This window comes from Tolypothrix campylonemoides VB511288_2, assembly GCF_045999855.1.
Lineage (GTDB): Bacteria > Cyanobacteriota > Cyanobacteriia > Cyanobacteriales > Nostocaceae > Scytonema > Scytonema bouteillei_A.
This window is the reverse complement of sequence record NZ_JBFPMW010000012.1, coordinates 152040-166618: the sequence shown is the minus strand read 5'-3', so window position 1 is coordinate 166618 and position 14579 is coordinate 152040. Positions and strand designations below refer to the sequence as shown.

Annotated in this window: 10 protein-coding genes and 1 pseudogene; 6 read left to right on the top strand and 5 right to left on the bottom strand. The window is 41.0% G+C overall.

The window, feature by feature from the left end; all coding sequences use genetic code 11:
• The first annotated feature begins 855 nt into the window (after positions 1-855).
• The 4 genes from AB0756_RS29580 (at position 856) to AB0756_RS29565 (ending at position 8004) form a co-directional block, all read left to right on the top strand.
• The gene (locus AB0756_RS29580; protein WP_038078894.1) at positions 856-3867 is read left to right on the top strand and encodes a peptidase domain-containing ABC transporter; all 3012 of its coding nucleotides are present in this window, start codon (positions 856-858) and stop codon (positions 3865-3867) included.
• Between the two features lie 85 nt (positions 3868-3952).
• Complete coding sequence (locus AB0756_RS29575; protein ID WP_038078896.1) at positions 3953-5545, top strand: HlyD family efflux transporter periplasmic adaptor subunit; 1593 nt, start codon at positions 3953-3955, stop codon at positions 5543-5545.
• 787 nt (positions 5546-6332) lie between these two features.
• On the top strand, positions 6333-6899 hold the full coding sequence (locus AB0756_RS29570) for a Uma2 family endonuclease (RefSeq protein WP_038078898.1): 567 nt from the start codon (positions 6333-6335) through the stop codon (positions 6897-6899).
• A 79-nt stretch (positions 6900-6978) separates the two neighbouring features.
• Positions 6979-8004, top strand: a complete 1026-nt coding sequence (locus AB0756_RS29565; RefSeq protein WP_038078899.1) for a DUF6745 domain-containing protein — start codon at positions 6979-6981, stop codon at positions 8002-8004.
• A gap of 121 nt (positions 8005-8125) precedes the next feature.
• Here AB0756_RS29565 and AB0756_RS29560 read toward each other — a convergent pair whose 3' ends face one another.
• Together AB0756_RS29560 and AB0756_RS29555 are read right to left on the bottom strand one after the other, a co-directional pair.
• Complete coding sequence (locus tag AB0756_RS29560) at positions 8126-8845, bottom strand: class I SAM-dependent methyltransferase (protein WP_038078902.1); 720 nt, start codon at positions 8843-8845, stop codon at positions 8126-8128.
• 282 nt (positions 8846-9127) lie between these two features.
• Positions 9128-9835, bottom strand: coding sequence for a pentapeptide repeat-containing protein (locus AB0756_RS29555; RefSeq protein WP_038078904.1), 708 nt, complete (start codon positions 9833-9835; stop codon positions 9128-9130).
• A 239-nt stretch (positions 9836-10074) separates the two neighbouring features.
• Between AB0756_RS29555 and AB0756_RS29550 the strand changes: the two genes are divergently transcribed.
• Positions 10075-10572: a DUF427 domain-containing protein gene (locus AB0756_RS29550; protein WP_038078906.1), complete on the top strand. Its 498-nt coding sequence runs from the start codon at positions 10075-10077 to the stop codon at positions 10570-10572.
• 39 nt (positions 10573-10611) lie between these two features.
• Here the strand turns inward: AB0756_RS29550 and AB0756_RS29545 are convergent, their stop codons facing one another.
• Entirely contained in the window at positions 10612-12984 is a 2373-nt protein-coding gene (locus AB0756_RS29545) for a GAF domain-containing protein (protein WP_038078908.1), read from the bottom strand.
• Between the two features lie 216 nt (positions 12985-13200).
• Positions 13201-13395 (bottom strand): annotated as a pseudogene (locus AB0756_RS29540) (Uma2 family endonuclease); the annotation flags it as partial.
• 28 nt (positions 13396-13423) lie between these two features.
• Here AB0756_RS29540 and AB0756_RS29535 point away from each other — a divergent pair.
• Complete coding sequence (locus AB0756_RS29535; RefSeq protein ID WP_038078911.1) at positions 13424-13705, top strand: HNH endonuclease; 282 nt, start codon at positions 13424-13426, stop codon at positions 13703-13705.
• Positions 13706-13755: 50 nt separating this feature from the next.
• On the opposite strand, the gene phnE is transcribed toward AB0756_RS29535, so the two are convergent.
• A complete protein-coding gene (phnE, locus tag AB0756_RS29530; protein WP_038078925.1) occupies positions 13756-14550 on the bottom strand; it encodes a phosphonate ABC transporter, permease protein PhnE in 795 nt (264 codons plus the stop codon).
• Positions 14551-14579 lie beyond the last annotated feature (29 nt).

The window sequence follows — 14579 nt, the reverse complement described above, 5'->3', positions numbered from 1 at the left end:
TAGAATGTTAAATTTTTAAAAAACATTAACAAAATTCATTTTTTTATCAAAACGCCGTAATACCCCATCCGTCTACACGAAGTAGGGTGGGGAGTGTCAATTAACGGTAACAGATGCAGAGAAGCCAGTGCTACAAGAGAGCCAACCAGACCACGAGTCCCTTCCAATCCATCAGGGTGATTCAGAGGGGTAAATTCAAGTTGTGCGTACACGTTAGCCTTTGAGAGAGGGTCAGGGTGAGGGCTATCTTCATTCACCTATGTGAAAAATTCAGTGCTTTTACTTATTTAAGTGTAAACGACTCTAGAGCTAAACTTAAGTTCCAATCGATTCTGGCTGAGTAAATTATAAGTGAACTTACAGAACGATTCAATTTTATATTATTTTACCTTTAATTATTAAGAAAATTTAAAAATCACACTATTTTTTTATTTCCTAAATAGGATGAAGTGTCGTTTTCCTACTTTCCTAACAACACCTATATGATAAGTTTTTTACGAAAAGCCTGCTTTTCTTGCTTAATTCTGCATACAAACTTCACAAATTCTGAAGGCTTCCTGGTTAAAAATGTTATTACTAATACACAGTTAAAATAAATTTCTTTTGTTAAATAAGTATTAAGTGTCTCAGTGTTGTGTTTCAGATCCCGTAATTGACTACAATGTTTATGGAAGAAGAATTCATTAAAATGTGTTAATTTATACAGTACGTGTTTTCTCTACTCCTTTCACAGTCTTTTCGTTCTATTCAATTGAAAGGCGTTTGTCAATGGGGGATGGCGACAGAACGAAAAAAAAGTCACAGTCAACAAAAAGAAAATCAAATACGTAACCTTAACTGACAATCTCTATCAGTATGACTTATATAAAGAACACTGCATTTCTAGAATTTCTTACAAAGATAGAAGGGTTTGACCAATTACCACAAGAGGTCATAACCGCGATCGCACAAAAAGTCCAAGCTTTACGCTATCGTATAGGTCAGAAAATAGTCGGGAAAGAGAAAATACCGGATCGCATCGCCATTCTTTATGAAGGGAAAGCAAGGCTGTTGGCGTATGACCCCCGCACGCAAATGCCAAACACCCTGAAATTGCTAGAACCGGGAATAATTCTAGGAGAAATCAGTTTGTTCCGCAATATTGCCTGCGAAACAGCGATCGCATCCAATGAAGTTATTTGCTTAACAATAGAAGTAGCAGAGTATTTAAAGTTACTTGCAAATTACCCAGGTTTTGCCCAGAGGCGTCAGGAAAAATCTCATCTTATCGAGATATTTGATGTTATAGGTGCTCAACCAGAAGTCCAAGCCCATGGTGGGTTAAGTCTCAAAGAACTAGCACTCAACGCTTACAGTCGTGCAAAAGTGCATTATCTTCCACCAGGAAGAAATTCATTGAATCAGTTAGAAAGCGAAAAAATTTGGTTTGTCAGTGGCGGTGGGCTTGTTCAAGATTTTCTTCCAACAAATCGATTGGAACCCAGTGATAGGTTAGACAGACTCGAGGTGCAGGGAAACAACCCCGTGCGGTTGATTGGTTTGGAAGCGGAAGATTTGTTTTTCTTAGATGAAGAACCAACACCACAAGCGGAACCAATCTCCAGCCTAAATGTCGATACTGAGCTAGATATTCCCTACGCAGCTAACGAAGATTTACCACCATCACAACCCCCAACTCCACAGACTGCAGCCAAAGGTAATAAAAAATACCAGTTTTATGGTGGGAAGGGACAATTAAATTCTACTATTGCCTGTTTCCAAATGGTCTCGAAACATTTGGAAATGCCATTTCGTAAAGAAGTGGTTCGCCGGGTTCTTTCCGACCAAATGAAACGTGGGGGGACAATTTCATTTCAGCTGTGTGCTTATCTCTCAGAACTGATTGGATTGAGGGCGCAACTTGTCGATGTCCCCACAGCTTCCGTAACGCGCCTTCCAACACCAACAATGATTCGTTATGACGATAGCTATGCGATTTTGTATGAAATTAGCGATCGCACAGCAGTTCTGGGTGTCCCCTCCAAAGGAATTGTACGCCTTACACCAGCCGAACTGATCGAGCGATTGGAAACAGAGGAAAGCAGTTACCCGCCACAAGTGAGAGTATTATTACTCTCGCGTACCACAGCAACACCCCAACAACGGTTTGGCATTAGTTGGTTTACCCCCTACCTGTCACGCTACCGCCGAGTCCTGATAGAAGTGTTCCTAGCGTCCTTTTTCGTACAACTAGCAGCGCTAGCAAACCCATTGGTTATTCAGTTAATCATCGATAAAGTCATCGCTCAAAATAGCATGAGTACCTTACACGTTTTAGGTGCTTTGCTGTTAGTTGTCGGTTTGTTTGAAGCCGTACTTGGGACACTGCGGACTTACCTGTTTGTTGATACAACCAACCGCATTGACATGGGTTTGGGCTCAGAAATTATCGACCACATGCTGCGTTTGCCCTTACGGTATTTTGAACGCCGACCTGTTGGGGAACTTTCCACCCGGATTAACGAGTTAGAGAATATTCGACAATTCCTAACAGGAACAGCATTAACAGTAGGGTTAGATGCTTTGTTCTCAGTAGTTTATGTCATCGTAATGTTGTTCTACAGCTGGCAACTTACATTAGTTGGCTTGGGAACAATCCCGGTGTTTGTCATCATTACACTCATAGCATCACCCACAGTCAGCAAACAACTCCGTACCAAAGCAGAACGAAATTCCGATACGCAATCTTATTTAGTGGAGGTTATGTCAGGAATTCAAACGGTGAAAGCGCAAAACATTGAGTTACGCGCTCGTTTTTCCTGGCAAGAACGCTATGCGCGATACGTAGCAGCCGGATTTAAAACCGTGGTGACCTCTACCCTGGCAAGTTCTACAAGTAATTTCCTCAACAAACTTAGCAGCTTACTCGTGTTGTGGGTGGGCTCTTATTTAGTTTTGCAAGGAGAATTAACCCTAGGGGAATTGATTGCCTTCCGAATTATCTCAGGTTACGTAACCAGCCCTATATTGCGTTTGGCACAACTGTGGCAAAACTTCCAAGAAACAGCCTTGTCACTGGAACGCTTGAGCGATATTGTAGATACACCACAAGAAGCAGAAGAAGACCGCGACAACATTCCTTTACCACAGATAGTAGGGTCTGTCAAATATGACAATGTGTCCTTCCGGTTTGCCAGCAACGGTCCATTGCAACTTAGCAACGTCAATCTCGATATACCAGCCGGGAAATTTGTTGGCATTGTAGGACAGAGCGGTTCGGGAAAAAGTACGATGATGAAGTTACTTCTGCGACTCTACGAACCCGAAGCAGGCAGAATCTTAGTTGATGGCTACGATATTTCTAAAGTGGAGTTGTACTCCCTGCGGAGACAAGTCGGTGTTGTGCCGCAAGAAACACTGTTATTTGATGGTACGGTGCAAGAAAATATTGCCCTAACCAATCCTGAAGCCACAACCGAAGAAATCATTGAAGCAGCAAGAGTCGCCGCCGCCCACGACTTTATTATGAACTTACCGAACGGCTACAACACGCGAGTGGGAGAGAGAGGCGCAGGACTATCCGGGGGACAGAGACAGAGGATTGCTATTGCACGTTCTGTTTTACAAAGACCAAAATTACTCGTTCTTGACGAAGCAACAAGTGCGCTAGATTACCCCACAGAACGTCAAGTCTGTCTCAATCTGGCAGAAGAATTTGAAGGAAGTACCGTGTTCTTTATTACACACCGTTTGAACACAGTCAGGAATGCAGACATTATTATTGTAATGGATAGCGCCAAAGTCATCGAAATGGGTACCCATGAAGAGTTAATGGCTGCACGGGGTCATTATTTCTACCTTTACAATCAGCAAGACGTAAAACTCTAATTGGTTAGTAGTGAGTAGTTAGTAGTGATTTGTTCTACTAACCACTAACCACTAACCACTAACCACTAACAAATTTAAAATCACTATGACTCAACTCAATGAAAATCATTTAAATGGCAATAGCCGTAACGGTCACTCAAAGAATGGAACTAACTCTCGAAATCGGGTAAAGACAGCTGACCGCCAAGGCTCGAAAGCATTTGAGACAGATGCTAAAAGATACATTACTGAAGAATTTGACCAATCAGTTGTCTTGCGCCAATCACCATTTTGGTCGCGTACCATTATGGTAACGTTGATGACATTAGCTGCCTTTGGAATTGGTTGGGCTTGCGTTGCTAAAATTGAGCAAGTTGTACCTGCAACAGGTCAATTAAAACCAGAAGGAACTGTCAAAGAAATTCAAGCCCCCGTTAGTGGTGTTGTCAAGGCAGTTTATGTGAAAAACGGACAAAAAGTTAATCCTGGGGATTTGCTACTACAGTTTGATGCTTTGACTTCCAATGGTGAGTTAAATTCATTAAAGAAAATTCGAGCGGCGTTAACTCAAGAAAACCAGATTTACCGCCGCTTAATAGAAATGGGTTCTGGTGTGGCAGCAGAAATGGAATTTTTGCGAGGGAATTTGCCTAAAGAAACAGCGTTTCTATTGAAAAATCGGGCAAATTTAATAGCAGAAAACGAACTGTTACGACAAGAGTTTAAAAATACGGGTGGCGTTGCGGGGATGACAACGGAAGAACAGCAACGTTTAAATATTGCTAAAAGGGAATTAGAATCTCGTGCATCTGCGGCGTTATTGAAGGTTGAGCAAAGCCGGAGAAAATTGGCTCAAAATCAAGTTCAATTGGCAGATGCTAAAGGGAATTTGGCTATCGAACAGCAAATTTACAGTAGGATCAAGATTTTGGCAGAAGAAGGTGCGATCGCACAGCTACAATATCTCCAACAAGAAAGAAAAGTCCAAAACTCACAAGCAGAAATAGCACAACTTGTTCAAGAACAGCAACGACTGCAATATGAAATTGCTCAGGGGCAACAAGAGACAAGAAATACAGTTGCTGTTTCTAGCAAAACAGTTTTAGAAAAGATAGCAGAAAACAAAAAGCGGATTGCAGAAATTGATAGTCAATTATCAAGAGTGTTGCTCGACAATGAGAAGCAATTGGCTGAAATTAATAGTAAAATTCTCCAAGCGCAAACCAATATAAAATATCAAGAATTACGTGCGCCCGTATCGGGAGTTGTTTTTGACTTACAAGCAAAAAATCCAGGTTTTGTAGCTAATACAACTCAAAAGTTACTGACAATTGTACCAAATGATAGCTTTGTAGCAGAGGCATTTATTACTAACAAAGATATTGGTTTTGTCAAAGAAGGGATGAAAGTTGATGTTAGGCTTGATTCCTTCCCATACAACGAGTTTGGCGATATTAAGGGAGAATTGGTTTGGGTTGGTTCAGATGCATTACCTCCCGATGAAACACATCAATACTATCGTTTTCCCATTAAAATTCGTTTGGCAAAACAAAATTTAGATGTTAAAGGTAGGACTATTTCCTTGCAATCGGGTATGTCTGTGACTGCTAATGTCAAAGTACGTGAAGAACGCACAGTTATGAGTTTGTTAACTGATATGTTCACTAATGAGGTGGAAAGTTTAAAACAGGTTCGTTAAGGATACTTCCCACAAACAAAGTACTAACGAAACCCAACATTTACAGGTATTTGTTGGGTTTGTCCAACGTACAAAAATTCGAGAGCCTTTGCAGTATTGAGGGGAGCATCCCGAAGAGCGCCAATTGCCCTCAGAATAGAATTCTGGGGCTACGTAAACAAAGTCCACCTGCGTGGACTTAGCCTGTATAGTCGAGGCAGTGCGTTGCCCAGAGCAGCGCCGTGCCCAGAGAAGTTGCGGTGAGTCCAGCCCTGAAAGCAGGTTTACGGCACGAGGGGACTGGCGAACCCGTAAGGGCTTGGGGGAAACCCCCAAGCCGCAAACTGCTCTGGGTTACCCCCGTTGTAGCACCTGCGGTGCGATTTCAATCGCAAACGTGTTTTTTCCAAATTGGGATACTCCCGTATTAAGTTGCAACACCCTCCTATAGGGGCGACTCTCTAGTGTAGTAGCTACCAGAAATAAGTCGATAGCAAGTCGGATTCTCAAAATCTTAATTATTTGTTAAAAAAATTTTAAGAAGTTGAATCTATGAGAATTCTTCGAGAAGCTTAAAGCCTTATTTATTCAAGAACAATCTCTATCATATCAGAGACCATTACTGTATACTTAAATTATGAGCATGAACACTGCATAAATGCTGAGGAAAAAATTAAACACGAGCACATAGCTGTGTTTCAAGCAGATTTAGAGTATTTGGTTGACAAAGACGGAAAGCTTCATATCCTTATCGTCAACGAAGTTCTAAAACAGCTATTTGAAGGCATAGAGATCGAGGTACGAGCGCATGAGAAGCACAACGACTGAAAAAATACGGTGGACAATTGCCGATCTAGAGCTATTTCCAGATGACGGAAAACGTTATGAAATTATTGATGGAGAATTATTTGTGACTAGAGCGCCTCACTGGAAACATCAAGAGGTATGTGTAAAAATAGGTACACAATTAGAAATTTGGTCAACTCAGACAGGATTGGGAAAAGTTGCCTTTGCACCAGGTATCATTTTTACCGATGCTGACAACGTAATTCCTGATGTGGTTTGGGTAAGTCATGAACGATTGACAGAATTATTAGATGAAGCAGGATATTTGACAGGTGCGCCAGAATTGGTCATTGAGGTATTATCTCCTGGAGAAAAACAGGAAAAGCGAGACCGTGAGTTAAAGTTAAAACTGTACTCAGTTCAAGGAGTGCATGAATATTGGATATTTGACCGCGAAAGGCAAAAGGTGGAGATTTACTGTAGAGAAAATGCTATTTTGAAACTTGCTGCAACCATGTATAAAGACGATAATTTAACCAGTCCTCTTTTGCCAGGATTTAGTTGTACTGTTGAACGTTTGTTCGGATAATAACAATAAAAAAACGCATAGCAGCGAACGGATGCATCGCAACTGCAAACCAGCGATCGCTATTTGCGCCCAGTGAGTTATGTCACCAAACAAAATTGAAAAACTGACTCCGGAGCAAGAAGCTTTGATTCCTGTTTATCGGGAAAAGTGGAGAAGTATTTTACTTTCAACTGAAAGGATCGATCGAGAAAAAGCAGCAGCAGCAGTACAAGAAGCTTATGCTTTAATCGGTCTATCGGCACCTGAGATTATTTTTTATAATAGTCCTAACGAAGCTTGGAAAAAACCTTGGAATTGGTATGCCATATCTGAGAAATTCTATTTGGAAGATTCAGATGCTCTATTGAGAGAGGTTACAAACCAGCTTGAAGATGAAGTAGAAAGTAAACTATACACTGAGATTGCTCAACAGTTACAAAATCTATGGAGGGAAATGGATTTCAAGCTGTGTTGGGATATAGATATAAGAGACGACTTTTGTGTGCAATTTAACTGGACTACACCTGTAGATTTAGCTAATAACTTAAGTGTTATTGACTTTTGTTATTCTGTCTTAAATATTTCTCCTTCACAAAATCAATGGTCAGTATGTCAGAGGTTAGCTCAAAATTGTGGCTGGATTTTTCATAGTGAAGGACTGTGTGGAATTTGCGATCGCCCTACCAAACTCTCCTTCGACCAACAACAACGGCTTCATGCTGAAGGCGAACCAGCCATTCAATTTAGTGATGGATATAGTCTTTATTCCTATCATGGCGTAACATTACCAGAGAAATATGGCAAAATACATCCAAACGAATGGCAAGCTCAATGGCTTTTAGAAGAAAAGAACGCTGAATTACGACGAGCTTTAATTCAAGGTATCGGCTACTCTCGCCTGCTCTTAGAATTGCAAGCGACAGAGTTAGATGTCTATCAACAATACACTTTACTACAGATAAATCATCCTGTAGATATCGAGCCAATCTGTTTACTAAAGATGACTTGTCCGAGTACAAGCTTTATTCACGTATTACGCGTACCACCTAATCTAATATCAGCACGGGAAGCCATTCGCTGGGTAAATTGGGGAATCGATCCAGAAGATATAAGAGTGCAGACTTGAATTTGCTATTGTAAAAAAGTGCTATGCGCTTGCACAGCACAAATACTGACCGGATGGAAGCAGTCTTCCGGTAACCTAAAAACTTTCAAAAAGTAATATGATTGACTGCTGCTTGTAAGTGCTATGGAAAATGCACTTTGTATAAGTCAAACAACTCCCCTTCCAACTGTTTATCGACCTTAGCACCGACAGATGAGATCGCACCTTTCCAAGCTTCCATTGATTCTAGAAAAACCTCTGCACCTAAATATGTTTCTAGAACAGCCCAATCCAAAGCTAACGGTTTTTCCGGATTGAGAACATCAAAAACAAAATATCCTCCCCCTTTCAAGACTCTCTTAACTTCCTCCATTACGCCCAACCAGTAATCAAGGGGATAGTAGCAACTCCAACCTGTTGCGATCGCAAGGTCAAATTGAGCGTTATCGTATTGCAATTGACGAGCACTTCCTAAAGCAACACCTTTAAATAGCTTGGAATTGAGTTGAGGACCGCGACTATTCAAAACATCTCGTGCTACCGTGCTGATTTCTTGACCGGAAAAAAGAGCTTCCCACTCCCGCCAAGGATAAATTAAAAAGCTAACACCACAACCAATATCCAAACAGCGCTGATTCTTGCGAGGAAGCTGTATTTCCCAAAAAGGAGAAGCAATTTTTGCATTCAAAATTCCCGTTACCCATTCTTGATAAATCGGCATAGATTTGACTTCTTCTGGGAGTTCTGAAGCTTCATTTTGATATTGTCGATTGAAGCGAGTGGCAACAATTGTTTCGATTTCAGTATAGTCTTGATGTTTTGTTAGGGAAAGCTCAGTAAATTTAGACGGTTTCTTTTCCATAGGTTCTACATGACACGCAGTGATGCTCAGTTTTAACCTAAAAGGCTCACAAAGCGATCGCTTTATAGCCATCATAACCTTCACGCTTTATGCCTGTAAGCGTCAGCAAATTATGCTGGAAGTCAATTTTATACCTTAGCACAACAAGTACAAAAAACTTGACAAATATCTATCTTGTGATTTCCGGTATCACAAGATAGAATTTTTTCGCGACTAGTATAACGCTTGTGAATGAGGCTTTTGTCTCAATACTAGTGGTATGGTTATTTCCGCCGCACTCCACTAGTCATTTTCCTCTGCGTTTAATACTGTTTTATCCAAATTAGCCTTCTCCAGATTAGCGCCACTGAGGTTAGCGTCATGAAGGTCTGCTTCACTTAAAGAAGCATGAGTCAGATTTGCTACAACAAGCTCTGCACCAGATAAATCTGCCTCATCGAGCTCCGCACCACTTAAGTTAGCTTCCTTCAGAGTTGCTTCATTTAAAGAAGCTTGGTGTAACTCTGCTACGACTAAGTCCGCTTGGTTGAGATTTGCGTCATTCAAGATCGCCCCATCTAAAACGGCTCCATCCAAAATTGCTTCACTCAAATTTGCTCCACTTAAATCTGCATCTGCCAAAGAAGATCGACTTAAGTCCGCGTGACTGAGGCTTGCTTGAGTGAGTATTGCCCTGTCTAAGATTGCTCCCTCCAGCATTGCTCCATCTAGAACGGCAGCACTCAAATCTGCTTCAATCAGGTTAGCTTCACACAAGATAGCGCCATTCAAATAAATACCTTGCATTTTGGCATGATTTAAGTCAGTTTGGCTCAAATCGGCTCGACTTAAGTCTGTCTCGCTTAAGTCAACCCCACTCAAATTAGCTTTTCGCAATTGAATGCCTTGTAAACTTTTTCCACTCAAATCTACTCCACTTAAGTCAACTCCATGAAAATTGCGTTCTCCAGAAGCATAACGTTCGAGAACTTCATCAGCATTTATGGGCATACTTTTTGTTAACCTCTATATGAAGCTTGTATAGTGATTACTATCTATCTTGCTTGTTAAAACTAATAACCGTGTGAGCTAGAAGGCGTATCTGTGAGAGAGAAAATTTTCCTTTGCTTTCTCTACCGTTAGAATGATACTAGTCATGCATTGCATTAATTTTGTAGAGTAGGTCTGAGTGGTTGACTCATCAGAATTAATGCGATAAACCACTAGTCTCCCAAAGCCAAGCATCAAAAATGCCTAGACCTCAACGTATTGAACCCAGCCCCGGACAAGAATCAGTATGGGATTATCCACGTCCACCTCGCCTTGAGGACACAGACAAACACATTCAGATTGTTTTTAATGATCTCACTATAGTAGATACTCGCGGTGCCAAACGCGTTTTAGAAACAAGTCACCCTCCTGTGTATTACATCCCACCTACAGACATTAAGATGGAATATTTATTGCCGTTATCTCAATCCAGCTTTTGTGAGTGGAAGGGAAATGCAGGTTATTATACAGTTCGTGTTGGTGATAAAGAAGCTCAGAGTGCTGCATGGTTCTATCCCAACCCTACACCTAGTTTTGCATCAATCAAAGACTATGTAGCTTTTTACGCGCATCTTATGGATGCTTGTTACGTTAATGGAGAGAAAGTACAGCCTCAACCAGGGAATTTTTACGGCGGTTGGATTACAAGTGATATTGTTGGACCTTTTAAAGGTAGCCCTGGTTCTTGGGGATGGTAGTTATTTTCTTAAGAAGGCAAAAGCCAGAAAGCCTTTCGCCTAACTTAAACTATTGCCATAAATATTTTTAAAATCATTAATAATACTTGCAATTTCCAGAATCATTTGCTCGGTAGCATTAATAGCTAGTGTTTGCTCGTTTGTAGCTTGAGTAATTTCCTCTACAAGCAAGTTCATTTGAGTATCGATATTTGTAATCCCATCGAATTTTTCTTGAATGACCTCTACCCATTGAGTTCCTGCTGTGACTTGCTCTGCTCCCATCCCAATAGCTTCAAATGCCTCTTGGATCTCTACCTGAATTTTTGCCACAAAGCATTCCGTTTCTTCTATATTCCCTTTCAACTGTCGCATCGAACCTAAAACTTTATCTGCTAGTGCAATACTCTCTTGGTCGCTACTGTTTCGAGTTGCTTTAAGTGCAACATTCATAGCTTGAAGATTCAGTTCGGAAATGGTATTGCTGACATACAGCACGGTTGAGGATAGGTTTTGCGATAACTCATCTATAAGTTCAATTTTTTCAGCAGCTTTTACAATGGCTTGTTGGATCGTAATAACACTACTGGTCATGCGATCGATAGTTTCTTGACCCGTTTGTACAACACGTTCAACTTCCTGTCTTTCGAGTTTCAGTTGTTGAATAGTTGCATCAACTGCGGGAACTAAATTAGCCACAACCTGAATGCGATCGCAAGCAGCTTGGACACACTTCAATTGTTTTGAGGCTTCTTCTGCTATACTCTGAATCGCTGTTTGTCGCTCTCTTAGCAGTTCTGATACCTGATGCTGAAGCACTTCATTTTGGTGATACTGCTGAACAGAGCTTGCTTCAACTGCTTGGTATGCTTGCTCTATCTGATTCACCAATCGAGCATGATCGAGAGCAAACCCTACTTGTGCAGCGACTTGAGCAAATAAATCAATTTCTACCTGTCGCCAATTACGGGGTGCAGAGCATTGATGGGCAATCAATAAACCAAATAACTTATCGTCTTTGAGAATAGGAGCTACTAAATTTGCCTTCACCGCAAATGGTTCTAGTTGACCGATATGACAGGGACTCAAACCCGCTTCATAAACATTGTTGGTTGCTTGAACCCGTCCTGCTTGATATTGGTCTACGTATCCCTCTGCAAAACAAGGGTCTTTAATATTCGCTCGCAATGCCTTTGGAAACCCAGGAAGCACTGATTCAGCAAGGACAGTTCCGTACCAGTTTTCATCAAAACCAAACACGAGCACTCGATCGCTTCTCAGTTCCTTGCGAGTTTCTTCTACGGTAGTTTTGAGAATATCTTCCTCATGCAAGGATGCACGAATGCGTCGGGTAATGTCGATAAAGACTTGACGCCGATCCGCTTTTTCATCCACTTGCTCTAACAACCTAGCATGGTCAAGCGCAAATCCAATCTGGGACGCTAGCTGAGTAAATAAATCAATCTCAGGCTGCTGCCACGAACGAGGACCGGAACACTGATGGGCGATAAATAAACCGTATAATTGGTTGTTTGTAATAATTGGAGCAATAAGATTTGCCTTCACCGCAAATCGTTCTAGTAGACCAATATGGCAATCATTTAGACCTGCTTGGTAAATATTGTCAATTGCACGAACGCGACCCTGAAGATATTTTTCTACGTAACCTGCAGCAAAACAGGGTTCGTGTATTGTTGACCATAAAGCTTTTGGCAAACCAGATCCGACTGATTCTGCCACAAAAGTTCCATCCCAATTTGTATCAAAGCGAAAGACGCTGACACGGTCAGTTTTAAAAACTTCGCGAACTTCCTCAACCGCAGTTCTCAAAACATCTTCTTCAGAACGCGCTCCCCAAATGCGGTGACTGACACTAAGTAACAGTTGTGAGAGTTCGGTTGCCACTTCCTGTTTCCACAGTAATTCTGGAAGTTGGTCTTCTATTAATTTTAAATTGGCTTCTAATGCCACCAGTTCGTCTTTTCCACCTACGCGATCGCGAATACTCATCCCTTCTCGATACAGCCGATTCACCACAGCCGTAGAGGTTACCGCAGCATTGAGAACCTGACGCACGGCACGATTCATGAAGAAGGTTGCGATCGCACCTGCCGATAATGCTGTTACGAGAGTACTCATCAGCAAGATTTGTCTTTGGCGCTCCAGTTCGGATTTTGCATTTTGAGATTGTCCTGCTTGGGAGCTTTGCTGGTGAGCCACCTGAGCGCCCAAATAACTAGCTGTACCGACTGCCAGTACTGGAAATACACTAACAGTAAGTGCCAAAGCCATCGCTTTCTGCTTCAAACTCCATTGTTGCCTTTTGTTTCCTGAAGGAAACTCTGGTGGCTTACCATTCTGAGTAGAGTTGCCACGAGAATTTTTGGCAATAGTTTCACTGGTATGAGGTTGAGAGGATGGGGTTTGAGTCATGAATGATGTTCCATTATCTCATAGGCTAGGTAGATAGTAGATGCTGACGATGGAGAGTTTTGAGAATTAAAGAATTATATACTGAGATAAAATAATTGATGCTCCGTTAAGATCTACACCGTATTTACCGAGACATCAGGATAAAAATATTTGGTCAATAATTTCCAGAAGACAATCAGTATCATTATTGATTTATATAAAAATTGGTCGGAAATTTTAAATAAAACCAGGAAGAATATCTTCTTCAGATAAACCTGTAGGAGATTGTCAAACTTCAGGTGTTCTATCAAGATGATAAAAGACTGCTTGTTTATCTTTGGGATTAATTAACCAACCCAGTTGTAAGCCATTCGCCAAGTATTCTTGCATCTTAGCTTTAGTATCTTCTACATCATCAGTTTCAGAAACCAGTCATACTGCAACAGACAAGAAAAATATCATGAAGGAGATAGTTGCGGAAAAGTCTTTTGGCTCTTTAAAAACTAAAACTAAAAACGATGTAAGTGAAACTCAAAGCAAAGAATTTTCACGGGAAACAAAATCAGCAGCTTATATCAGAGATGTCTTACCTGGTTTTCCACGATGTAAAATCTGTGATGCCTACCTTCCCAGCCGCTTTATCTCTATAGACCATAAAAAAAGAAAAGCAGATGGTGGCTTAGGTACTTTAGACAATGCACAATTGAGTCATCCATATTGTAATACGACATTCAAAAATTGAGCGGCTACCGCTAATCTAGTAGTGTGCTAGCAACTGTTAGCACACGATAACTACATTGAATCCAATCGCTGACGCAATTTGCTACTAAGAGCGTCGATTATAGTAACGACAACGCATAATATTAATATCATGGTGGTTGCCTTGGTATACTCAAAACCGTCAATATAACTCTTTAATTCAAAACCAAAACCACCTGCACCAACTGCACCCAGAACTGATGCTGCTCGGATATTATACTCAAACATCCATAAGGTATAACCTAACATTAAAGGCAGCACTTGAGGTAACAAACCATATTGAGCAACTTGTAACCGAGACGCACCTGCAACTTGTAAAGATTCTATAGAACGGGGATCGACAGCTTCAATTGCTTGTTGATAAAATTTTGCCAAATAACCAATAGTATAAATTCCCAAAGCTAGAGTTCCTGCAAGTGGACCTAGCCCGGTTGCAGCTACAAATAACAAACCAAGAATAATTGAAGGAACAGAACGAACAGCATTTTGTAGAAAATTAGCCAACCATCGCAGCCATACAGGAGCTACATTACGAGCACTCGCAACAGCAATGGGTAAAGAAAGTAATGCTCCAATCGTAGTTCCCAAAACAGACATCTGTACAGTTTCTACCAGTGCTTTAGCTGTTTTATATAAAATATCCCAACTGGTATTTGGGGGAAATAACCGCGAAACAAAATCAATGATGTGGAACCAGCTATCTTTTAGGAGTTGGAAATCAACTTTCAGACCTTGCAACGCCCAACCATAAACGATAATAACAATACACGCCATGAGTAAGTGACTTACCCAAGAAAAGCGTTTCCAAAAACGAGAAAGATTTTTCATATTCATTAACGATTCAGTGCTGGAGAGTG